At 35.6% G+C, this 22,762-nt stretch carries 20 protein-coding genes and 1 pseudogene; 14 read left to right on the top strand and 7 right to left on the bottom strand.

The features are described 5' to 3' along the window. The first annotated feature begins 7 nt into the window (after positions 1-7). From hemE to hemY, 3 genes are read left to right on the top strand one after another with little or no spacing between them, the layout of a single operon-like run. The gene (hemE, locus tag MHH71_RS10275; protein ID WP_003195782.1) at positions 8-1,054 is read left to right on the top strand and encodes a uroporphyrinogen decarboxylase; all 1,047 of its coding nucleotides are present in this window, start codon (positions 8-10) and stop codon (positions 1,052-1,054) included. A 14-nt stretch (positions 1,055-1,068) separates the two neighbouring features. After that, positions 1,069-2,004: a ferrochelatase gene (gene hemH / locus MHH71_RS10270; RefSeq protein ID WP_006093870.1), complete on the top strand. Its 936-nt coding sequence runs from the start codon at positions 1,069-1,071 to the stop codon at positions 2,002-2,004. A 24-nt stretch (positions 2,005-2,028) separates the two neighbouring features. Then, the gene (gene hemY, locus MHH71_RS10265) at positions 2,029-3,450 is read left to right on the top strand and encodes a protoporphyrinogen oxidase (protein WP_006093871.1); all 1,422 of its coding nucleotides are present in this window, start codon (positions 2,029-2,031) and stop codon (positions 3,448-3,450) included. Between the two features lie 346 nt (positions 3,451-3,796). Here the strand turns inward: hemY and MHH71_RS10260 are convergent, their stop codons facing one another. Continuing rightward, entirely contained in the window at positions 3,797-4,105 is a 309-nt protein-coding gene (locus MHH71_RS10260) for a carboxymuconolactone decarboxylase family protein (RefSeq protein WP_033798708.1), read from the bottom strand. Further along, on the bottom strand, positions 4,098-4,517 hold the full coding sequence (locus MHH71_RS10255; protein ID WP_006093873.1) for a tautomerase family protein: 420 nt from the start codon (positions 4,515-4,517) through the stop codon (positions 4,098-4,100). The genes MHH71_RS10260 and MHH71_RS10255 overlap by 8 nt, the downstream gene beginning before the upstream one ends. A 109-nt stretch (positions 4,518-4,626) precedes the next feature. On the opposite strand from MHH71_RS10255, the gene MHH71_RS10250 reads away from it, so the two are divergent. Further along, a complete protein-coding gene (locus MHH71_RS10250; protein WP_006093874.1) occupies positions 4,627-5,502 on the top strand; it encodes a LysR family transcriptional regulator in 876 nt (291 codons plus the stop codon). Between the two features lie 101 nt (positions 5,503-5,603). Here the strand turns inward: MHH71_RS10250 and MHH71_RS10245 are convergent, their stop codons facing one another. After that, positions 5,604-6,446: a LysR family transcriptional regulator gene (locus MHH71_RS10245; RefSeq protein WP_006093875.1), complete on the bottom strand. Its 843-nt coding sequence runs from the start codon at positions 6,444-6,446 to the stop codon at positions 5,604-5,606. Between the two features lie 120 nt (positions 6,447-6,566). On the opposite strand from MHH71_RS10245, the gene MHH71_RS10240 reads away from it, so the two are divergent. Beyond that, positions 6,567-7,307 carry an SDR family NAD(P)-dependent oxidoreductase gene (locus tag MHH71_RS10240; RefSeq protein ID WP_033798709.1) on the top strand — a complete coding sequence of 247 codons (741 nt, stop codon included), beginning with the start codon at positions 6,567-6,569 and terminating at the stop codon, positions 7,305-7,307. A 506-nt stretch (positions 7,308-7,813) separates the two neighbouring features. Continuing rightward, positions 7,814-10,180, top strand: coding sequence for a DUF6359 domain-containing protein (locus tag MHH71_RS10235; protein ID WP_006093877.1), 2,367 nt, complete (start codon positions 7,814-7,816; stop codon positions 10,178-10,180). A 42-nt stretch (positions 10,181-10,222) separates the two neighbouring features. On the opposite strand, the gene MHH71_RS10230 is transcribed toward MHH71_RS10235, so the two are convergent. Further along, positions 10,223-11,080, bottom strand: a complete 858-nt coding sequence (locus MHH71_RS10230; protein WP_006093878.1) for a hypothetical protein — start codon at positions 11,078-11,080, stop codon at positions 10,223-10,225. Positions 11,081-11,443: 363 nt separating this feature from the next. On the opposite strand from MHH71_RS10230, the gene MHH71_RS10225 reads away from it, so the two are divergent. The 4 genes and pseudogenes from MHH71_RS10225 to MHH71_RS10210 all read left to right on the top strand — a co-directional run bounded on the left by MHH71_RS10225 (position 11,444) and on the right by MHH71_RS10210 (position 15,908). After that, positions 11,444-12,016 (top strand): TetR/AcrR family transcriptional regulator, encoded by a 573-nt coding sequence (locus MHH71_RS10225; RefSeq protein ID WP_018766595.1) that lies wholly within the window; start codon positions 11,444-11,446, stop codon positions 12,014-12,016. Between the two features lie 408 nt (positions 12,017-12,424). Continuing rightward, positions 12,425-15,193, top strand: coding sequence for a YhgE/Pip domain-containing protein (locus tag MHH71_RS10220; protein ID WP_006093880.1), 2,769 nt, complete (start codon positions 12,425-12,427; stop codon positions 15,191-15,193). A gap of 20 nt (positions 15,194-15,213) precedes the next feature. Beyond that, positions 15,214-15,345: pseudogene (locus MHH71_RS10215) on the top strand (DUF2087 domain-containing protein); the annotation flags it as partial. Positions 15,346-15,485: 140 nt separating this feature from the next. Continuing rightward, positions 15,486-15,908 (top strand): YfmQ family protein, encoded by a 423-nt coding sequence (locus MHH71_RS10210; RefSeq protein ID WP_018766587.1) that lies wholly within the window; start codon positions 15,486-15,488, stop codon positions 15,906-15,908. Between the two features lie 195 nt (positions 15,909-16,103). Here MHH71_RS10210 and MHH71_RS10205 read toward each other — a convergent pair whose 3' ends face one another. Both MHH71_RS10205 and MHH71_RS10200 read right to left on the bottom strand, forming a co-directional pair. After that, the gene (locus MHH71_RS10205; RefSeq protein ID WP_006093882.1) at positions 16,104-16,628 is read right to left on the bottom strand and encodes a DinB family protein; all 525 of its coding nucleotides are present in this window, start codon (positions 16,626-16,628) and stop codon (positions 16,104-16,106) included. A 94-nt stretch (positions 16,629-16,722) separates the two neighbouring features. Further along, complete coding sequence (locus MHH71_RS10200; RefSeq protein WP_006093883.1) at positions 16,723-17,664, bottom strand: helix-turn-helix transcriptional regulator; 942 nt, start codon at positions 17,662-17,664, stop codon at positions 16,723-16,725. 197 nt (positions 17,665-17,861) lie between these two features. On the opposite strand from MHH71_RS10200, the gene MHH71_RS10195 reads away from it, so the two are divergent. After that, positions 17,862-18,875, top strand: a complete 1,014-nt coding sequence (locus tag MHH71_RS10195; protein ID WP_016113707.1) for a LacI family DNA-binding transcriptional regulator — start codon at positions 17,862-17,864, stop codon at positions 18,873-18,875. Positions 18,876-18,915: 40 nt separating this feature from the next. On the opposite strand, the gene yhfH is transcribed toward MHH71_RS10195, so the two are convergent. Continuing rightward, positions 18,916-19,044: a protein YhfH gene (gene yhfH / locus MHH71_RS10190; RefSeq protein WP_000567010.1), complete on the bottom strand. Its 129-nt coding sequence runs from the start codon at positions 19,042-19,044 to the stop codon at positions 18,916-18,918. A gap of 200 nt (positions 19,045-19,244) precedes the next feature. Between yhfH and MHH71_RS10185 the strand changes: the two genes are divergently transcribed. The 3 genes from MHH71_RS10185 (at position 19,245) to MHH71_RS10175 (ending at position 22,714) form a co-directional block, all read left to right on the top strand. Then, positions 19,245-19,979, top strand: coding sequence for an MBL fold metallo-hydrolase (locus MHH71_RS10185; protein ID WP_006093885.1), 735 nt, complete (start codon positions 19,245-19,247; stop codon positions 19,977-19,979). 11 nt (positions 19,980-19,990) lie between these two features. Then, a complete protein-coding gene (locus tag MHH71_RS10180) occupies positions 19,991-20,980 on the top strand; it encodes a lipoate--protein ligase (RefSeq protein WP_029427577.1) in 990 nt (329 codons plus the stop codon). A 201-nt stretch (positions 20,981-21,181) separates the two neighbouring features. Next, a complete protein-coding gene (locus MHH71_RS10175) occupies positions 21,182-22,714 on the top strand; it encodes a fatty acid--CoA ligase family protein (protein WP_003206106.1) in 1,533 nt (510 codons plus the stop codon). Positions 22,715-22,762: the final 48 nt, after the last annotated feature.

The raw sequence follows: 22,762 nt of genomic DNA, 5'->3' as shown, positions 1-22,762 counted from the left end.
AAGGGTTTTGGTAAGAAATATAAATGAGACATTTTTAAAAGCATGTAAAGGGGAACAAACAGAATATATACCAGCATGGTATATGCGACAAGCAGGGCGTTCACAACCTGAGTATAGAAAGATAAAAGAGAAGTATTCTTTATTTGAAATTACACACAATCCGGAGTTATGTGCATATGTTACAAAGCTTCCAGTTGATCAATATAATGTAGACGCAGCAATTCTTTATAAAGATATTATGTCACCACTTCCAGCAATTGGCGTTGATGTTGAAATTAAATCTGGGATTGGACCGGTTATTGATAACCCAATTCGTTCTTTACAGGACGTAGAAAAACTTGGTGAAATTCATCCAGAAGAGGATGTTCCATACATATTAGATACAATTCGTTTATTAACAAACGAGATGTTAGATGTTCCGCTAATTGGCTTTTCAGGGGCACCATTTACATTAGCAAGTTATATGATCGAAGGCGGACCTTCTCGTAATTACCACAAAACGAAGGCGTTTATGTATGCAGAACCGAAAGCTTGGTTTGCTTTAATGGATAAGCTTGCAGATATGGTAGTTACATATTTGAAGGCACAGATCAAAGCAGGGGCAAAAGCAGTGCAAGTCTTTGATTCTTGGGTTGGAACAGTGAATGTAGCAGATTATCGTTTGTTTATTAAACCTGCAATGGAGCGTATTTTCACGGAAGTTCGCACGATGGGCGTTCCGATGATTATGCACGGCGTTGGAGCAGGACATTTAGCAAATGAATGGAATGACTTATCTCTTGATGTAGTCGGACTTGATTGGCGCCTGTCAATTGAAGAAGCGCGTGCACGCGGCATTCATAAAGCAGTACAAGGCAATATGGATCCTTCATTCTTACTTGCACCATGGGACGTTATCAGAGAGCATGTAAAAGGGATTCTCGATCAAGGAATGAAGCAGCCTGGTTATGTATTTAACTTAGGTCACGGTGTATTCCCAGAAGTAAATCCAGATACATTAAAACGCTTGACGACATTTATTCATGAGTATTCTAAAGAACAGTTAGCGAAGTAAAGGAGAATAGGTGTATGAAAAAGAAAATTGGTTTGCTTGTAATGGCATACGGCACACCGTATAAAGAAGAAGATATTGAACGGTACTATACGCATATTCGCAGAGGGCGAAAGCCGAGTCCAGAAATGCTGAAGGACTTAACGGAACGCTATCGCGCGATTGGTGGTATTTCTCCTTTAGCTACTATTACATTAGAACAAGCGAAAAAAGTAGAAAAGCGTTTAAACGAAATGCAGGATCATGTGGAATTCCACATGTATCTTGGCTTAAAACATATAGAACCTTTCATTGAGGATGCTGTGAAAGAAATGCATAATGATGGGATTGAAGAGGCAATTGCCCTTGTTCTTGCTCCGCACTATTCTACGTTCAGCGTAAAGTCCTATGTCGGCCGGGCGCAAGAAGAAGCAGATAAGCTTGGAAACTTAACAATTCATGGTATCGATAGCTGGTATAAAGAACCGAAGTTTATCGAGTATTGGGTAAACGAAGTGAAAAAAATATATGATGGTATGACAGAAGAAGAACGTGAAAAAGCAGTGTTAATCGTGTCTGCGCATAGTTTACCAGAGAAAATTATTGCGTTAGGTGATCCTTACCCAGAACAGTTAAATGAAACAGCTGATTATATTGCACGTGGTGCGGAAGTTCGAAATTATGCAGTCGGTTGGCAAAGTGCTGGAAATACACCGGACCCATGGATTGGGCCAGATGTACAAGATTTAACGAGAGAGCTACATGAAAAGTATAACTACACTTCATTTGTATATGCACCGGTTGGATTTGTAGCTGAACATTTAGAAGTGTTATATGACAATGATATTGAATGCAAAATCGTTACAGAAGAAATTGGAGCAAAGTATTATCGTCCAGAAATGCCAAATGCATCAGATTCATTTATTTCTTGTTTAGCAGATGTAGTGTTAAAGAAACAAATGGATGTTTCCTAATACCTTGGGAAAGGAGGAGCCGTTTTGAAGAAGAAAGTTGTTATCATCGGTGGTGGAATTACAGGTTTAACAACAGCGTATTACTTACAAAAAGAAATTCGCGAAAAAGGATTGCCGATTGATACATTGTTAATAGAAGCATCGGGTAAACTTGGAGGGAAAATTCAAACCGTTCGAAAAGATGGATTTACAATTGAGCGTGGTCCAGATTCTTTCTTAGAAAGAAAAGAGAGTGCAGCTAGACTAGCAAGAGAACTCGAACTTGGAGATGAGCTTGTAAACAATGCAACTGGTCAATCATTTGTTCTCGTGAACAATCGATTACATAAGATGCCGAGCGGATCTATGATGGGCATTCCAACGCAAGTTACCCCGTTTCTATTTTCAGGATTGTTCTCTCCGATTGGTAAAGTAAGAGCAGGTTTTGATTTTGTATTGCCACGTTCAAAACCTGTTTCTGATCAATCACTTGGTCAATTTTTCCGTCGTCGTCTAGGAAATGAAGTGGTTGAAAACTTAATCGAACCATTGTTATCTGGAATTTATGCGGGGGATATTGATCAAATGAGTTTAATGGCCACGTTCCCACAATTTTATCAAGTGGAGCAAAAATATCGTAGTATTTCACTAGGTATGCGTACGTTGGCTCCGAAGAAAATAAAAGATGTAAAGCCGAAAGGAATCTTTTTAACATTAAAAACAGGCTTACAATCCATTGTAGAAAAAATAGAAGAGCAGCTAGAAGATGGAACTGTTGTGAAGGGCACTCGCATTGAAAAAGTTGCAAAAATGGGTGATGGTTATCATATTACACTAAGTAATGGAAAAGAAATTGAGGCGGATTCCATCGTTGTTGCTGCGTCTCATAAAGTATTGCCATCTATGTTTGCACAGTATAAAGAGTTCCGCTTCTTCCGCAATATTCCATCAACATCGGTTGCGAATGTTGCACTCGCTTTTCCGAAAGAAGCAATCAAGCGTGATATTGATGGTACGGGCTTCGTTGTATCTCGAAATAGTGATTTTTCTATTACAGCATGTACGTGGACACATAAGAAGTGGCCGCATACAACACCAGAAGGAAAAGTTCTTCTTCGTTGTTACGTTGGGCGTCCTGGTGATGAAGCAATCGTAGAGCAAACAGATGAAGAAATTGTTCAATTTATATTAGAAGATTTGCAAAAAACAATGGATATTAAGGCAGATCCAGACTTTACTGTTGTAAGCCGCTGGAAAGATGCAATGCCGCAATATACAGTGGGACATAAAGAACGTATGACAAAGTTAAAAACATTTATGGATAAAGAATTACCGGGTGTTTATTTAGCAGGTAGTTCTTATGCTGGATCTGGTCTTCCAGATTGTATTGATCAAGGTGAGGCGGCAGTAAAGCATGTATTATCCTATTTAGAAAAAATAGATGAAGCGGAATTAATTGCGCAATGATGAAACAGACCACCTTTAAATTAGAAGGTGGTCATACTTTTTCTAACCTATTTTGCGAAGCATAAGAGTGATTATTAAGTTAACAGGCGCTTTTTTAATAATAATCGCAAGAAATGATTAAACTTTTCTATAAAAATCAAAAACATAATTTAAAGAATTAACTCCATTTTGAACAATCTTTATTCAAAATGGAGTTTTTACGTTAATTGCTAAATTAGGGTTTGTGATTTCATTTAATCAATTCCCCCTATATAAACAGAACTAGAGTGATTACCTGTATGAAAGTCTTTAATAAGTTTCCGAATGCCAATAGGGAACAGAGGATAATGTAATAAGTCATTTATTTTTAACGCAGTATTACGTTCAGTGCTGCAGCTGCTTTTGGCCATCCGGCGTAAAAGGCTAAATGTGTTATGAGAGCGATGATTTCTTGTTGGTTCATTCCGTTTTTTTCGGCTAGTTGTAGATGAAATGGTAGTTGTTCAGTATTACCAATACTAATTAAAGCAGAAAGTGTAATGAAACTTCTTTCTTTTGGTGTTAAAGCAGGGTCTCTCCATACCTTTTCGAATAACACATTTTCACTATAATCAATAAAATTGGGAGCAGTATCCCTCATTTTCTTTGAAATATTGAGTTCGATACGATCATTCATGATTCTTTTTCTCCTTCATTGTAACCATTTGGGCTATTCCCTGACCAAATGACCAGTTTTCAGCAGATGTTTCATTCAATGTAATAAAAATATTAGTTGTAGAGATGTTTAAATGGTCATAAAAAGCTTCTGAGATTGATTGATACAAATTTCTTTTTTGCTGTATTGTTCGTTCAGGTCCACATGTAATAGAAACATGTATCATTTTATCTGTTCTCTTTTTCTCCTCTTCTAAGAGATAATGCGGGTCGTAAAAAAATTGATCGGGTGGGTAGGGTAAAAACATGTGAAAGTAATCATTTTCTGGAATGCTAAAATGTTCAATTAATGAATAGTGAATACGATTGCTTACTCTTTTTAACTCTTCTCTATGCAATTGACCGTCTGGATAATAAACAGTAACAAATGGCATATATTCACTCCCTTTCTTATGGATTTATTTTACTGCTGTGATTTTGATTTGTATAATTGAAAATATATAATACAATTATCAATAAAACCGATAGAGATTAGGTGTGAAAATGGAAATAAAAGAGTTAAAAACGTTCAAAATGATTGTCCAGGAAGGAACTTTTTCACTTGCGGCAAAAAAATTAAACTATGCTCAATCAACCGTAACAACACATATAAAAAAACTCGAAAATGAACTGGGTTTTCTTCTATTTGAACGTGGATGGGATGCTCGGTTAACAGAGGAAGGCATTTTATTTGCAGAGGAAGTAGATAACTTATTAATGCATTGGAATTATTCAATATCTCAAGCGCAGCGTATAAGTAATGAGGAGAAAGGAACATTAAGAATCGGGATATTAGAATCTGTTGCAGAAAAATTAATTCCCCCCATATTAAAATATTTAAACGATGAGAAACCGTACATACATTGTGATTTTGTTGTAGGAAACACAGCGCTTTTATCACAAATGATAGAGCAAAATAAGATTGATTTTGCTGTTTGTGCAAACAACGAAAATATTTCTAATCTAAATTTCACCCTACTTAGCAAAGAACAAATCGAATTTATAGTCAATAACCCGAATCATCCAGTATTAAAAAAAGAGTCAGTTGAAATATCTGATATCATTCATTATCCAATCTTGATTGGAGAAAATAGTTGTAATTATTACAAAGCTGTAAACTCTTTCTTAGTAGAAAACAATGTATCTTTTCAAAGAGTCTACAATTGTAGTGCGGTACATCTCATTCCACAAATGGTTTTTGGAAATGCCATAGGTATTCTCCCTAAGGGAACGGTCTTAAAACAAAGTAATATATCATTTAAGATTAAAGGATTTAATCCTAAAGTGCCTATAGGATTATTAATTTCTTCTAAAAAAAGAAACTATTTGAGCCAAACAAAACAACAACTTATGAAACTAATTGAATCGTTGTTGTTATAAATACCCATATTGATTTAGGAGAGGGGAAAAACGTATCTTCTGTTCAAGTGAGGTTTCAAACAAAGTCCCTTTTGAAAAACTAAAGGGGCTTTGTTTAAAATTTATAACGCTTTTAAAAAACGAATGAATTTCTTTAAGCTTTGCGGTTGTTGTTTTCTACGCTTAATCACAAAGTCAATTTTGACTGTTTCAGGTAGTTCTTCATAATGAATCGCTTTTGTCTTTGTTCGGCTATATGCCACATTAGCCGGTATAATCGTAATACCAAGTCCATTTTGAGTAGCTTGCACGATAGACTCAAGTGAATCAAATTCCATTATCGTTTTCGGATTAAAGGCATGGTTCTTACAGTAATCTAATAGCTTTTTTCTATAGATACAATTTGGATCACTGTTTACAAGTAAAGTTTGATGAGGCTTCGTTTCAATTTGAGTATGTTGTGGTGAAATGAGTATGATATTTTCATAATAACTGTACACGGTTTCGAGTTGTGAATGGTTGTATGTCCCGCTTAAAAAAATTCCGTCAAGTTCTCCATATAAAAGCATTTCCTGTAACTTTGCGTTATCATTCGTTCTTATTTTCACATCAATATTTTTATAGGATGCCAAAAAAGAAGAGAATAGCTGAGGCACTTTCACCGCGGAAATGGTTTGAGATGCTCCAATTGTTAAAGATTCTCTCCATTTCTGAGGGTTTATTTTTGATTTTGCCTCATTCATTAAAAGCATAATTTCATTTGTGTAATCTAATAACACTATTCCTTCTTCTGTTAATGTGACACCTCTATTATTACGCTTTAATATTTTAACGCCTAATTCATCTTCTAAATTTTTAATGCGCTGGCTTATATTCGGTTGTACATATCCTAATTTCTCAGCAGCTCTAGATATTGATTGTAGTTCTGCAACATGTTTAAAAATCCATAAGTCATGGCTTTCCAAGAATAGATCCCTCCACTAGGTATCATTTAAAATGATATCGTCTTCATTATTCAGTATTATACTCCTCAAATGAACGAAGATAAAATGAAATGGAATCAGATACAGTGGGGAGATTTTAAAATGGACATAAAAGATAAAGTCGTTATTATAACAGGTGGCGGTACGGGTATCGGAAAGGCTACTGCTTTGAAGTTAGCTAGTTTAGGAGCAAAAGTTGTGATTAATTATAGTCGTTCAGAAAAAGAAGCGTTAGAAGCAGTGAATGAAATAAAGCAGCGAGGAGGTACAGCGATCACTTTGAAAGCAAATGTAGCACAAAAAGAAGAAGTGGAGGCGATGGTATCTCAAACTGTTCATTTTTTTGGAACAGTAGATTGTTTAGTGAATAATGCGAGTATAACAGCTCAAATACCGATGGATGACCTAGAGTCCGTAACGGATCAAGTGTGGGATTCTCTTTTCAGTGTAAACGTGAAAGGGATGTTTCATTGTATAAAAGCTGTTGTTCCTTATATGAAGAAGCAAAAATCAGGTGCGATTGTGAATATGGGGAGCGTTGCAGGGATAACGGGACTAGGATCATCTATACCGTATGCAGCAACAAAATCAGCCATTCATACGATGACAAAGTCGCTCGCTATTGCATTAGCACCTGACATCAGAGTAAATAGTATTTCTCCTGGTGCAGTTCATACGAGATGGTGGTCAGGTAATGAGGAGAAGATGTACCAACTTGCGGGGAACTTACCACTTCAAAGAATTTCAACACCAAATGATATTGCAGAGGCTATCCTTTTTCAATTGACTCAGGAATCTATTACAGGACAGATATTTACAATTGATAATGGACAGACACTTTAATAGTATTAGCAACTCAATAGAAAGGTGTATTTTAAGAAGCAGCGCGTTATCTTACTTAGAAAAAATAGATAAAACTGAATGAGTTGAGCAATGATAAAAAGCACTCTTAATGTATAAGGGTGCTTTTGCTGTTATAATACTCTCTTTCATACTCACGAGGTTGTTTCGTAGGGTGGTCATTCAGTACAAGAGCTGGTAATAAATTTGCATCAAATACAAAGTCGTAGAGAAAAGATAAGACTAAAACACTGCATAATATATAGATAAACATTTCAAGTCACTTCTTTCTGTATGATTCTTACTTATATTGTAAGAAAATCAGCTATCAATAAAATCCATAAAAAGAATGGAATACTGTAAGAAAATAGTAGGGGAATCATAATAGAAATCTCATACGGAAGTATGAGATTAATTTTTTGTAAAATTTGTCGAATTTTAAGTTCTTTATAAAGAATTTTTTGTTATGATAATACATGCTAAGAGAATATTAAAATTAGGGGAGGACGATGAATTTGAAGAAACTAGTAAGTATCTTGCTATCATTTATACTACTGATTTCATTTACTGGAACTTTAGTAAAAGCAGAAGAACGTTCTGCATTGTCTGTGCAGGATGCGATTCAAATGTTTAAGCAGCAAGGAAGCAGTAAAGGGGTAGTGGAAGGGTATATTGTTGGATATACAGAAAGCTCTTCTAAGTATACGAAGGATCCAGCGAAGTTTGGAGATACGAATGTAGCGATAGCGGATTCGCCAAATGAGACGGATCCAGCGAAAATTATGCCTGTTCAGTTGCCAAAAGGTGACGTGAGAACAGCAGTGAATGTAAAGGATCATCCTGAAAATGTCGGGAAGAAGGTTCGTTTAACGGGGACACTTGAATTATATTTTAATAGTCCTGGTTTAAAGTCAGTAACAGCATATAAATTTCAAGGTGAAACAGAAAATCGTGTTAGCGATGTTACTGCATCACCAAATGGTGGAGAAATTGCAAAGGGAACGGCAGTTACATTAACAACAAATACAGAAGGGGCAACAATCTATTATACGTTAGATGGATCTGTTCCTACGAATAAAAGTATTCGTTATAATGAACCGATTGTTTTAAATGAAAACAGTGTTCTAAAAGCAATTGGAGTAAAAGAAGGTCTTTCATCTTCAGCCGTTGCTACTTTTTCTTTTACGGTTGTAAAAAATGAGCAAGTTCGCATTCATGATATTCAAGGTGCATCACATATTTCTCCTTATAATGGGAAAAAAGTACGAAATGTAGAAGGTATTGTAACAGCGCTAGATAAGAATGGATTTTATATGCAAGACTCGCAGCCTGATAATGATCCTGCAACTTCAGAAGGGATTTATGTATATAAAAAAGAGGCAAATGTAGCTGCCGGAGATCTTGTTCAAATTGATGGAGAAGTCGAAGAGTTCATTGGATCTGGATATGCTGACAGATTTGATACAGATTTATCCATCACAGAAATTAAAGCAAGCAATATTGCTGTGAAAGCAAATAATCAACAATTGCCATCTGCGATTGTATTAGGTGAAAATGGCGTAAAGATTCCTGATCAAATTATTGATAATGATGCATTTGGTGTATTCGATCCAAATGAGGATGCAATTGACTTTTATGAGAGTTTAGAAGGTATGCGTGTTACAATGCCGACTCCTCAAATTGTTGGACCGCAGAAAAATGGGAATTTATATGTAACAATTGCAAATGGTGGAGATAAAGTAACTACGAAATATGGAACGCCGTTATTAGGCGAGAACCAATTCAATCCAGAGCGTCTATCTTTAAAAGTACCTCGTGATTATGTAGCGAAAGCAGGAGACAAGTTTACTGGAGATATAACAGGTGTAGTCGGGTATGACTATGGTGCGTATCGAATTTCACCAGTAACAGAATTACCATCAGTAACAGATGGTGGATTTAAACAAGTAGGGGCAAATATTCAGCCTCGCCTTGGAAAATTAACAGTAGCAACATATAACATTGAAAACTTTTCAGCGAATGCAAAAGAAACATCTGATGAAAAGGTAAAAGCAATTGCTTATTCTATTAAATATAATTTAAAGATGCCAGATATTATTGGTGTACAAGAAATGCAAGATAATAATGGATCAATCAATGATGGAACAACAGATGCTTCATTAAGTGCAAAGCGTATTATTGATGCGGTACAAGAGATTCGCGGGCCAAAATATGAATATGTAGAAGTTGCTCCGCAAAATAATCAAGATGGAGGAGCGCCAGGAGCGAACATTCGCGTTGGTTTCTTCTATAATCCATCACGTGTGAAATTGGCAGATAAGCCAAAGCTGTTAGAAACAAATCCAACGCGCATAGGACAAGAAAATTCGCTGTTTGATAATACTCGTAAACCGTTAGCTGCGGAGTTTACATTCCAAGGACAAAATATCGTCGTTGTTTCAAATCACTTAAATTCAAAACTTGGTGATGCGACGCCGTTTGGGAAAATTCAACCACTTGTATTAAAGAGTGAAGAGAAACGAATTCAGCTTGCACAAGAAGCAAATAATTTTGTAAAAGAAATTCAAAAACGAGATGTGAATGCACCAGTTGTTATAGTTGGTGATATGAATGACTTCGAATTCTCGAAACCACTGCAAGCATTAAAAGCAGAAAACATGCAAGATATGTTAGAAACGGTTTCGAAAGAAAATCGTTACACGTATATTCATGACGGAAATGCACAAGTATTAGATCATATTTTAGTAACGAATAATATTGCACCGCATACAGTTGTCGATCCGGTACATTTAAATTCAAACATTATGAAAGAACATGGCCGTGTAAGTGACCATGATCCAGTGCTTGCGCAAATTGATTTAAAAAAAGCTTCCTAAGTATAAATATCCCTCAGCATAATTGCTGAGGGATATTTTACATTACATACTAACTGATTTTTGAATCGATTTTTTACATCGCATTCTTTTTTGAAGTCTCCGCATATATTTCTTCCGATCTTTCTGTACACCTTTCATATACATAAATAAACTGATTCCAAAAAATAAGGTGCATTGCATGATTAAAATGTAAGGCGACATTCCTTGGAGCGGCTGTTTTGGGTCGTATAAATGAATAGGTGCTCCTCCAATCGTAGGGAATACGATATTTAAAACAACATATGGTAGAGAGGTTATAGCAAAAGGGAATAGAATTGCCATGTAATCTTTTCTGGACCATATGGATGCAGAGAGACCCAATACCGCCATAAGACCAGCAAACAAGAAATTAATCCCAATATATAGGGAAATATAAGTAATTGGAGAAGAGAAATACAATGATGCAAACATACCGTTGTCTTTTATAATACTTAAGGCGGGTGTAGGAATACCATCTTGGATTGTCAGCTTACAAAAAAGCAATGAAAATACGAATGGGAGAATATAAAGAAGCCCCCCGCTTAGGAAGGTAACGATATATTTCGTACATACATAGGGAAAAAAGGGAACTTCTTTACTTACAAATGATTTAAATTTATCAGCTTGATCAGAGTTGTAGCTTGTACTAAAAGGGAGTGCTGCTAGTACAGGCATTAAAAGCAAATACACATCCATTTCATCATCACGAAAGCCAATCCATTTATAAGCCGTTGCTAAAAGCTCGTCAGGTACCCCTCCTAAATATTTTAAAATATAGAAATAATGATAAATTGAAACAAGAATCAACCAACTAAACAAGAGAGTGAGAGAAATCTTATTTAAAAAGGCTTGTTTTATATGTAAGCTAAGTGCACGTATCATGATTGAAAGAGCCCCCACTATTTTTAATAAATATATCTATGTTTTATATTACTACTAATTGTAAAAAATTTCTTGTTTTTTCAATTGATAATTTGAAAAAGAGGGAAAATTCATAAAAGATATTGTTTTTGTTGCTTAATATTTGCTAATGGATTTTACTATGTTTCTTTACCTTTTCATTTTCTCCCTTTTTTTGATACACTATGACAGTAGTATCTTAAATAAAGGTCGATGTATAGATTTAAATGTTTTATACTTGGAAATAAATAAAAAGAGAACTTGTAAACAATGGAAAACCGTGATAATATCAAAAATGTACTAATTGACCGGATTATCCAATTGGTCATTTTTGGAGGTGAAGATGTGGCTGTCGATCGAAAACGTTCTATTATTGAAGCTGCAACAAAATCTTTCTCAGCATTTGGTTATAAGGCGACAACAATGGATCAAGTCGCAAAATTAGCGAATGTAGGGAAAGGAACAATTTATACTTTTTTCAAAAATAAAGAAGAATTATTTGGCGAAATTATTTCTAATTTAATTACTGAAATGAAGCAAGTTGCAAAAGAAGCAATTCGTCCAGATGTTTCATTTTTTGAAAATGTACATAGAGCATTATATAACATCTTAGAATTTAGAAAAGAACATCAGCTCATGATTAAACTGATTCAAGAAGAGCGAGATATGGGAACAAAAGAAGTACAAGATGTTATGCAACAAGTAGATGTTGAAATTGTATCTGTTATTCAATCTTATTTAGAAATTGCGATTGAAAAAGGTGAAATTAGTAAGTGTGATCCAGAAATTACCGCGTTTATCATGCTTCGGTTATATGTATCACTTATTTTCGATTGGGAAAAGAATCATGAACCATTAGAAAAGGAAAGAATTGCAGAATTATTTGAACTTTATTTGTTAAAGGGATTGTCAAACTAAGATAATCCTTTTATTATAGTTAAAAATGACCAATTGAACAAATCGGTCATAAGTCCAAAAGGGGGAAGTAGAGAAAAAATCAGATTACGTATGTAAGGCTGTGAAAAGATAATTTTTGAATACGTTCACGTTGACCAAATGAATTTAATAGTCATTCAAAATAAAAAGGTGCATAGAGTATAGAGATAAGGTGAAACGTTAATCAGTAGGTGCGCTTCATCCCCGGCTAATTATTAACGCTCACTAATCGGTCTTTTATGGAAAGTTGATTCCACGGAGGTCTTACTGTCCGCAAATAGCGGGATAAAAGTTAGGGTTAGGTAATATGTAGAACAGGATGTAACCTTTTTATTTACTCTAAAATGACTGATTGAACATTTCGGTCATAAACGAAGAGGAGGAAAACGAATGAGAGGATTTACGTTGCTTGGTAAGGAATTTACGGAAATTATAAAAAGCAAAAAAATCTTAATACCTATTATTGCTGTTTTATTTGTACCCATTTTATATGCTGGTATGTTTTTATTGGCCTTTTGGGATCCGTATGAACAGTTAGACGATTTACCAGTTGCGGTAGTTAATTTGGATAAGGGCGCAGTATTTGACGGAAAACCAATTGAGGTTGGTAAAGGGCTAGTAGATAAGTTAAAAGATAAAAAAAGCTTTAAATGGGAGTTTGTTAGTGAAAAAACAGCAAGAGAGGGAATGGAAAATCGAAAATATTATATGTTAGTTCGGATTCCAGAAAATTTCTCAGACAATGCGACAACGCTGTTAAAAGAAAATCCAAGACCATTAAACTTAGAATATATTCCAAACGAAAGCTTGAACTTCTTATCTTCACAAATCGGCGGAACAGCTATTGAAAAAATTAAAGGTGAAGTATCTAATACGTTAACAAAAACGTATGCAGAGAAAATGTTTGATTCTATAAAAGATGTTTCCAAAGGGTTTACTGATGCAAAAGATGGAGCAAATAAGCTGCATGATGGGGCTGGGGAGTTGCAGGATGGTTCTGGCAAGGTAACAGATGGTTTGCATACGCTGCAAGGGAAGTCTGGTGAGATGACAGCTGGTATTCATAAATTGCTAGATGGTTCAGGGAAAGTAATGAATGGTTTAAATACGTTAAATGGAAAAACTGGTGAAATGCAGAGTGGAATTGGAAAATTACTAGATGGATCTGGTCAAGTAACAAACGGTTTAAATACGTTAATCAGTAAGTCAGGTGAAATGCAAAATGGTATTGGAGAATTGTCAAATGGTTCTTCGGAAATATATCAAAACTTACAATTGCTAGCTAGTAAGTCGTTAGTATTTAATAATGGTTTACAAAAAGCTTCTGATGGAGCTGCTAAGTTGCAAACAGGAGCGGATAAATTAGAAGCAGGTCTTGGTCAGCTTCAAGATGGTCACGGAAAGTTAGCAGCAGGCGTACAAGATATTCAAAAAGGTGCGAATGATTTAAAAGGTGGTTTACAGGAATCATTAGCTGGTGTAACCGATATGCAAAATAAATTACCAGAGCTAACACATGGATCTGAACAAATTAGTAAGGGAGCCAATGAACTGGAACAAGGTGTATCACAGTGGAAAGCAAACGCAGATAGTCTATATACTAAGGCTAGTCAGACTGCAGATGGTGCCAAACAAGTGGATGATGGTTTAGCAGTATTGAATGAAAAAATTAAAAGTTTACCTGAAGAATCTAGAAAACAATTAGAACCTGTTATGGAGGAGCTAACAGCGGGGAGTAAAAAAGTTGTAGGTGGCACAGGCGGAATTGCAGAAGGTACAAAAGGACTTGCAGGTCAAGAGGGTGCGGGGAAAATTCAAGTAGGTGCGCAAAAACTTGCTGATGGTGCAAATGACCTTCAAAATGGTCAAGTTTTACTGAAAAATGGTGTTGATAAACTAAAAGGTGGTCAACAACAGCTTGCTGAAGGAGCAAACAAATTGGCAAATGGATTGTCATATCCAAAAACTGGGTTTGTTGCTAGATTCCAAACATTCGGTGAAAAATTAGGAGAAGCGAAGAATGGTGCTAGTGAATTAGCAGGAGGAAGTAAGCAATTAAATAGTGGTATAAGCGAGTTAGCGGGTGGTAGTCCACAATTAGTTGATGGTGTTAATCAATTAACAGAAGGAGCTGGTAAATTAAACGGTGGTTTAGGTAAATTATCTACCGGTTCAGGCCAGTTAATCGATGGTGTTAATCAATTAGCAAATGGCTCTAATCAAGTAACAGGCGGACTAGGTACCTTATCGGCTGGAGCTAACCAAATGGCTGGGGGAGTAGGTCAGTTAGCGGATGGTTCCGGTCAAGTAACCAATGGCTTAGGCGCATTATCAAGTGGAGCAGGACAATTAGTTGATGGAGTAAATAAACTAGCAGATGGCTCCGGAAAAGTAACAGATGGATTAGTAAAAGTAAATGATGGATCAGGTGAACTCGCTACAAAACTCGGCGAGGGGGCTGAGAAAACAGGTAAAGTAAAAGGAACGAATAAAACATATAATATGTTTGCAGATCCTGTGAAAGTACAAACTGAGAAAATGGCAGAGGTTCCAAACTACGGAACAGGATTTACACCATATTTCTTATCTCTAGGTTTATTTGTTGGGGCACTTTTATTATCGATTGTGTATCCATTACGTGATACAGTTGGTGTTCCAAAATCAGGATTTAGCTGGTTTATTAGTAAATTTGGTGTTTTATTATCAGTGGGTATTATTCAGGCTTTAGTAGCAGATTTAGTGCTATTGCTAGGGTTAGGTGTGGAAGTACAGAGTGTTCCATATTTCATTCTGTTTAGTATTCTTACAAGCTTAGCATTTATTGCGTTAATTCAATGCTTAGTAACAGCTTTTGGAGATGCAGGACGTTTTATTGCGATTTTAACATTAATTATGCAGTTAACAACAAGCGCAGGTACATTCCCACTTGAGTTAATCCCGAAATTTTTACAACACTTTAATGCGTGGTTACCAATGACATATTCTGTATCCGGATTTAAAGCAGTTGTATCAAGTGGAGACTTCGGATTTATGTGGCAAAATGCAGGGATATTAATGATCTTTATTGTTATATTATCACTTGGAACAATTGGTTCGTTGACTTGGATGCATAAGCGACAATTTCGGAATTTAGTAGAAGAAAAATCGATAGAAGCCTAGGGGAGTGATCCTCTAGGTTTTTTATTAAACAGTATCATGAAGATTTTTGTACAATTAGAAGAGAATTCATCATTCATGGATTTATGGATCGGAATAAAAGTATGTATCATGTAAATGTCAAGGAAGCGTGGAATAAGTGGGGGGATTTATAGATTATAGAAAAACATACTAATCCTAGTATGTTTCTTTGTGTTACCAAGTTTCACATAATGTACAAAAAATAACCATTTACACTATGGTAATATTAATAATGTAATCATATTAATTTAGAACGTAATGGAGATGATACAATATGACGACATATTTTATAGTTATGTTAATTATTCTCGGTGGTCTTAAAATAATAGTGACGTGCCTTCCAAGCTCTGTTGTGAAGTCGCTTTCCAGCAAATTTGAATTGCATCCAAAACTTAGTGATGCGGCTGTCACTGTAACCATCGACGGAAAGCAATTAGAAGGTAAAGATAAAATTCAAATTATTGATCAATTTAATGAAGCGATATTTTTAGAGAAATATTATTTTCCGCCACAGAGCAGTGGGACTCCAGTAGTTATTAATACGAAAAAAGGAAAAACCGATGTTCGTTTTTCTGTGTACAGTTACGACGATCACGTTGATGTAATCAAACAATACAAGAAAAAAGTAGTCGGGTATAGTCTGCGTTCCAAAGGCCTTCAAAACCGTTCTATGTTAGTAACTGAGGACTTAGCCTAAAAGGATTGGTACTGTCTGTTAATGCGGGATAAATCAGGTTAAATTAATTTGAAAATAATCTTTAAGTAAGTGTACTAGTTTACTTCTGTTCCAGATCAAAAAGAGGATTCCTAAAATATAGGGAATCCTTTTTCTTATTCACCAGGAGTTCTTTTAAATTAATAAGTAACTATATCTCTAGTAATAAAGTATCACTTATTTTAGAATAATATGCTGCTCCAGCCTTTCCTTCTGATGAAGGTGGTGAGAGAAATGCATATAAATCAATTGAAACCACTCTACAGCATTTAAGTACCCAAGTCCTGGATGTGCCACTTTATAATTGGCTAGAATTGAAGGGAGTTGTGGCTTAATCCCTTTCATTTTCTCAATGATCTGTAACAATGCTTGTTTAATTTCCTCTTTATCTGTAAGATTTTCAGGCGTGTATCCTGGGCGATCAGGTATTTTTATTTGTACTGGAGGGAAAGCACCCATTGCATATATTTTTTCACCCATTTCTGTTTTCTTACCATCTATAGTTGCAGAATCAGTTGTACACTTTGCAATGGCATCTAATTGCATATTTGAAGCTGTAAGTAAGTGATTATACATTTGTCCAAGAGACCATTCGTCTTCGGAAGGTTTTCTTCTCAATTGTTCAAGGGAGTATTTCTCTAATTCTTTTATGTAATACATTGCTACACTTTCAAATTTCTCTAAAATGACATTTGGATTCATAGGATTAGCTCCTTTTCTTTTATAAAATGTGGTTCTTAAGGATCACTATAAACGAGTGATGTTGACACCATTATGTCAGCAGTGAAAGAAAAAATTACATTTGTAGCATTTTCTTTGCTTCTTCTCGAAGTTTCTCAGAAAGAATAGTCGGTTCTAGCACTTTTACTTGGCTTCCCCAGCTCAATACCCATGGAAATACTTCATCTATACTTCTTGATGTTAGAAGCACATGAAAGCCATCATCTTTTTGTTCATAGGAATCTATAAAAAAGTAGCGAGACTCAATAATTTTGTGTGCAATATGGGATGGAAATAATAAATGAATGATAATGGTTCGATTATTTTCAGGTTGATAGTCTGGTAAATAAAAGTTCTCCGGTTTAGTAAAGAACGTTTGCTCTTGCTGTAAGTTGTCCATGCGATTCAAACGGAAATGACGTATTTGTTGCCGAAGTAGACAATGGGCAACAATGTACCAAATCCCTGAAATATTGACTAAACCATAAGGATTTACCGTACGTTTATTTTGTTCACTTTGATTCAGTTTACGATAAGAAAAAGAAACACATTGTTGTTCCTGAATAGATTCTTGTAATAGAAGAAGTTGTTTCTCTAGTTGTTCTTGAGCAAATGTTTGATGAGAGAAAGTACCGGAGAGGAAACGAAAAGTTCCTCTTAACTCCTTGACCTTCTTTTGCTGTTCAGAAGGGAGGATTGCTTCTAATTTTTCTTTAGCAGATTTTGCATGTGTAGAAAAAGCTGAGTCGAGATTTTGTTCGACATAATCACTTCCTAATAGAAGAGTTACTGCCTCTTCTGGTTTGAATTGAATGGGCGGCAAGAAATAACCATCCATTAAAGAATAACCTTGTCCAGGCATTGAAAAGATTGGGACACCTGATTCACTGAGTGCTTGCATATCTCTGTATATTGTTCTTTTACATATTTCAAATTTTTCAGCTAAGCTGTTAGCTGTGACGATTTGCTTTCTCTGTAATTCAATGAGAATAGAAAGTAAACAATCTGTTCGATTCATGAAATATCATCCTTCATATGTAATAAATATCCTTATTGTGAAGTTCTAAATATGAGTCAAATCTTCCTGCAAATAACAGACTTTTTTCTATGTATAATATTAATATAGTAAAATCATGCGAGCCTGTATTGCGGTTTCCAATAATATACTATATAATCTACTTAAGAAAACGTTTTCATACAAAGGGGGAGAATTTCGTGTCAACGATCGAGGACGTGGCGAAATTAGCGGGGTTATCAAGAACAACGGTTTCTCGGGTGATTAACAACCATCCGTATGTATCAGATGAGAAGAAAAAGAGAGTTCAATTGGCGATGAAGCATTTAGGATTCGTTCCTAATTCTGCAGCAAGAAGACTTCGTAAACAGAAAACAGAAACAATTGCAGTTCTTGTTCCAAGAATTACAAATCCTTTTTTCAGTAGATTTATTGAAGCAATTGAAATTGCTGCTTCCGAACATAAATATAAACTGATTATTTGTCAAACAAGATATTTACCAGAAAAAGAGATGGAATACTTACAACTGTTATCAACAAAACAAGTTGATGGTATTATCTTATGTTCACTTGAGAATCCATGGGAGAACGTGGAGCCATATTTACAACACGGTCCAATCGTGTTATGTAATGAATACATTGAAGAAGCAAATATTCCAACGGTTAAATTTGATCATGCGCAAGGGGCATACATAGCTGCGAAACATGTGCTAGAACAAGATTATCGCAACCTTATTTTTTGCCGTGGAAATGAAACAAAAGTAGTGAGCCAACAGCGAAAAATGGGCTTTTTACGTGCAATCACTGAAAAGAGCAAAGAAGTAGAAGCGATTGACTTTCTTGAAAACGCTTTCTCTTGGGAAGATGGAAAAAGAATATTCCATGAAGTATTAAAGGACAAAAAAAATCCTACCGCTATTTTGGCAGGAGGCGATGAAGTCGCAGCTGGAATTATCGCAGAAGCGAAACGCCATGGCTGGAGCATTCCTGATGATTTAGCTGTAGTTGGCTTTGATAATCAAATTTTATCACAGATTACAGAACCGGGTATTACAACGATTGAACAGCCAATTGATGAAATGGCTCATAAAGTTGTTGATTTAATGATGGATAAAATCCATACGAAAAATTATCGTAAAAAAGAATTGTATGAGTTTGAACTGGAGCTCTTGGTGAAAGGTTCAACGATGAAAAATACGATGTTACTAGCCTAGTAGACAATGTCTGCTAGGTTTTTCTTATGTTTACAAACTATTATTCTTCGTGAACGCAATCGTCACATTTATTATGATATGCTTCGTGTTGCTCATCAATTTCCTTCCCGCAGTGCGCACACGTTTTTGTTGGTAAATTTCTGAAAAATTCCATCGGTTGATCGATCATGTAAATCCCTCCATTTCCATTTCTTAGTATCATTGTATTAGTACAAAAATGAAATGTCAACAACTGTTTTATAACAAAGTGAAAAATAATGAAAAAGTTTAGGAAATGGATTATAGTTAACAATGTAGAGTGTAAGTAAAAATCTTTCTCATTAGAGGAAGAATACTGCATTTCTAGTGGTTTAGAAAGGATGGATACATATGAAAATGACTGTTGTTGGCTTTTGGGGCGGCTTTCCAGAAGTGGGAGAAGCAACGTCGGGGTATTTGTTTGAACACGATGGTTTTCGTTTACTTGTTGACTGTGGTAGTGGTGTACTAGCACAGATTCAAAAATATATAACACCATCTGATATAGATGCGGTTCTGTTGTCACATTATCATCACGATCATGTTGCGGATATTGGAGTATTGCAATATGCAAGATTAATTACAAGCATGGCAAAAGGGCAATTACCAGAACTACCGATTTATGGACATGGATTTGATGTGCAAGGATTCTCTTCCTTAACACATGCACCACACACGAAAGGGATTGTGTACAATCCGGAAGAAACATTACAGATTGGGCCGTTCTCTATTTCATTTTTAAAGACGGTGCATCCTGTTATATGCTATGCGATGCGTATTACGGTGGGAGATAAAGTTATCGTATATAGTGCTGATTCTAGCTACATTCCTGAATTTATTCCATTTACAAAAGATGCAGATTTATTTATTTGTGAGTGTAATATGTATGCACATCAGGAAGCTGCAAAAGCAGGGCATATGAATAGTACAGAAGTAGCGGATATTGCAAAGAATGCAAATGTAAAGGAATTACTGTTAACGCATCTGCCGCACACAGGAAACATATCTGATTTAGTAGAAGAAGCAAAACAAATTTTTGACGGCCGCATTACGCTTGCGCATAGCGGTTATGTTTGGAATTCATGAGGTGAGATATGATGTTATTTATTGATAATAAAGGAATTACAGATCCAACAATTAACTTAGCGATTGAAGAATACTGCGTGAAAAATTTAGATATTAATGAAACATACCTTTTGTTCTACATTAACGAACCTTCTATTATCATTGGAAAAAACCAAAACACAGTAGAAGAAATTAATGCTGATTATGTAAAAGAAAAAGGTATTCATGTCGTAAGGCGCTTGTCTGGCGGAGGCGCTGTATATCATGATTTAGGGAACTTAAACTTCAGCTTTATTACGAAAGATGATGGGGATAGTTTTCATAACTTTAAAAAGTTCACAGAGCCTGTTACGAAAGCGCTTGGAAAATTAGGTGTAAATGCAGAGCTTAGCGGTCGTAATGACATTTTAGCTGAAGGTAGAAAAATTTCAGGTAATGCGCAGTTTTCAACGAAAGGTCGTATGTTTAGTCACGGTACATTACTATTTGATTCTGAAATCGATCACGTTGTATCTGCACTCAAAGTAAAAATGGATAAGATTCAATCAAAAGGGATTAAATCAATTCGTAGCCGCGTAGCGAACATTACGGAATTTTTAAATGAAAAAATGACAACGGAAGAATTTAAACAGCTTCTTCTAGCGACGATTTTTGAAGGAGAAACAGAAATTCCAACGTATGAATTAACAGAAGAAGATTGGAAAGAAATCTATAAAATTTCTGAAGAGCGCTACCGTAATTGGGATTGGAACTACGGAAAGTCTCCTAAGTTCAACTTACAACATTCACACCGTTTCCCAGTTGGACAAGTTGATGTTCGCCTAGAGGTAACAAAAGGAACAGTAACTGAATGTAAAGTATACGGTGATTTCTTCGGCGTGGAAGATGTTCATGATATTGAAGAGTGTTTAACAGGGGTACAGTTTGATAAAGAAGCTTTTGCCGCGGCTTTAGAAGATGTAGATGTAAAACGCTACTTTGGTAATATAACAAAAGAAGATTTCTTAGCGTTATTCTTTTAACTCGTAAAAACAGTCATATTGTTCGTATGACTGTTTTTTATTTTGTTGCAAAAAAGCGCATAAAAACAAGAAATAGAGTCTCTAATTAAAAAATGAATGAATGCTCATTTATATGCAGTTAATTAAATGTTACTTGCTAGTTTAATTTTCTTTTAATATAATGTATTTAGAATTTTTAAATTTTATAAAGGTGGGGTTTGTGTGAATCTCGTTCAATCTTTAGCTGAAACAGCAAAACAGAAAGGAGAGAAACCGGCGTATATATTTATGGATCAGTCGGTCTCATATGACCAATTAAATAAAATGGTCACACAGTTTTCTAGTAATTTAGCAAAAATGGGCATTGGAAAAGGGGACAATGTTGCATTAGTTGTTGGTAATTCACCACATTTTTTAATTGGTTTATATGGAACAATGAAAGCTGGAGCAACTGTCGTTCCAATTAATCCAATTTATACAGCAGACGAAATGCATTATATTTTACAAAATGGAGATGTAAAAACAATCATCACACTCGACGTTCTTCTACCTGTTATACAATCTCTTACAACAAGACTTCCTTCTCTTGAACATATCATCATATGTGAAACCTCAGCAGATTTCAATCATACAGAAACCGAAAAAATGAAAACGTTTACTAGTCTTATAGGAACCGGTGACCTATCTTATGAAGGTCCTGAGCTAAATGAAGAAGACGTAGCTGTTATTTTGTATACGTCAGGAACAACTGGAAAGCCAAAAGGTGCTATGCTTACACATAAAAATTTATATAGTAATGCTAGCGATGTAGCATCGTATTTACAATATACTGCGGATGATCGCGTTGTTGCTGCGCTTCCAATGTTCCATGTGTTTTGTTTAACCGTTGCAGTCAATGCCCCAATTGTTAACGGTGCAACGATTTTAATGCTACCAAAGTTTAGTCCGAAAGAAGTATTTCGTATTTGTCGTACGTATGAACCGACAATATTTGCCGGTGTACCGACAATGTACAATTATTTATATTTATATGAGGAAGCAAGCGCAGACGATGTTCAGACACTTCGTCTATGTATTTCTGGCGGGGCTTCTATGCCTGTTGCTCTCCTGAAAAACTTTGAAAATCGCTTTAATGTTATTGTTTCAGAGGGATATGGATTATCAGAGGCTTCACCAGTTACTTGCTTTAATCCATTAGATCGTCCGCGTAAACCAGGTTCGATTGGAACAAATATTTGGCATGTGGAAAATAAAATTGTGAATGAGCTTGGGGAAGAAGTTTCTGTAGGCGAAGTAGGTGAATTAATTGTTCGTGGTCCAAACGTGATGAAAGGATATTATAATGCACCAGAAGACACAGCGGCAGTGCTTCGTGATGGATGGCTGTATACAGGGGACTTAGCAAGAATGGATGATGAAGGTTACTTTTATATTGTTGATCGTAAAAAAGATATTGTCCTTGTAGGCGGTTATAACGTATATCCTCGTGAAGTAGAAGAAGTACTATATCAACATGAAGCGGTTGCGGAAGTTGTTGCGATTGGTGTTCCAGATGAAAACTTAGGAGAAGCAGTGCGCGCCTATGTTGTTCTGAAGAATGGTGCGGTAACAGAAGAGGAGTTAACGCATTACTGTTCTTTACATCTTGCAAAATATAAGGTGCCAAAGAGTATCGAGTTTTTGGAGGAGTTGCCGAAGAATACGACTGGTAAACTACTTAGAAGAGCGTTAAGGGAAAAGGCAGTGCAAGCATAAAACATGGATACCTGTTAGGGAAAATAAAACGAACCGTCCGTAAATAAG

It is taken from the genome of Bacillus sp. FSL H8-0534 (assembly GCF_038005885.1).
In the GTDB taxonomy this organism is placed as follows: Bacteria; Bacillota; Bacilli; order Bacillales; family Bacillaceae_G; genus Bacillus_A; species Bacillus_A pseudomycoides.
Note: the sequence above shows the minus strand (reverse complement) of the source record. Positions and strands in the feature narration are given on the sequence as shown.

Excerpts from the sequence above, each read along its gene's own strand:
- hemH (WP_006093870.1), top strand. The coding sequence starts at position 1,069 with ATGAAAAAGAAAATTGGTTTGCTTGTAATGGCATACGGCACACCGTAT.
- MHH71_RS10260 (WP_033798708.1), bottom strand. The coding sequence starts at position 4,105 with ATGAATGATCGTATCGAACTCAATATTTCAAAGAAAATGAGGGATACT.
- MHH71_RS10255 (WP_006093873.1), bottom strand. The coding sequence starts at position 4,517 with ATGCCATTTGTTACTGTTTATTATCCAGACGGTCAATTGCATAGAGAA.
- MHH71_RS10250 (WP_006093874.1), top strand. The coding sequence starts at position 4,627 with ATGGAAATAAAAGAGTTAAAAACGTTCAAAATGATTGTCCAGGAAGGA.
- MHH71_RS10240 (WP_033798709.1), top strand. The coding sequence starts at position 6,567 with ATGGACATAAAAGATAAAGTCGTTATTATAACAGGTGGCGGTACGGGT.
- MHH71_RS10235 (WP_006093877.1), top strand. The coding sequence starts at position 7,814 with ATGAATTTGAAGAAACTAGTAAGTATCTTGCTATCATTTATACTACTG.
- MHH71_RS10230 (WP_006093878.1), bottom strand. The coding sequence starts at position 11,080 with ATGATACGTGCACTTAGCTTACATATAAAACAAGCCTTTTTAAATAAG.
- MHH71_RS10220 (WP_006093880.1), top strand. The coding sequence starts at position 12,425 with ATGAGAGGATTTACGTTGCTTGGTAAGGAATTTACGGAAATTATAAAA.
- MHH71_RS10210 (WP_018766587.1), top strand. The coding sequence starts at position 15,486 with ATGACGACATATTTTATAGTTATGTTAATTATTCTCGGTGGTCTTAAA.
- MHH71_RS10205 (WP_006093882.1), bottom strand. The coding sequence starts at position 16,628 with ATGAATCCAAATGTCATTTTAGAGAAATTTGAAAGTGTAGCAATGTAT.
- MHH71_RS10200 (WP_006093883.1), bottom strand. The coding sequence starts at position 17,664 with ATGAATCGAACAGATTGTTTACTTTCTATTCTCATTGAATTACAGAGA.
- yhfH (WP_000567010.1), bottom strand. The coding sequence starts at position 19,044 with ATGATCGATCAACCGATGGAATTTTTCAGAAATTTACCAACAAAAACG.
- MHH71_RS10185 (WP_006093885.1), top strand. The coding sequence starts at position 19,245 with ATGAAAATGACTGTTGTTGGCTTTTGGGGCGGCTTTCCAGAAGTGGGA.
- MHH71_RS10180 (WP_029427577.1), top strand. The coding sequence starts at position 19,991 with ATGTTATTTATTGATAATAAAGGAATTACAGATCCAACAATTAACTTA.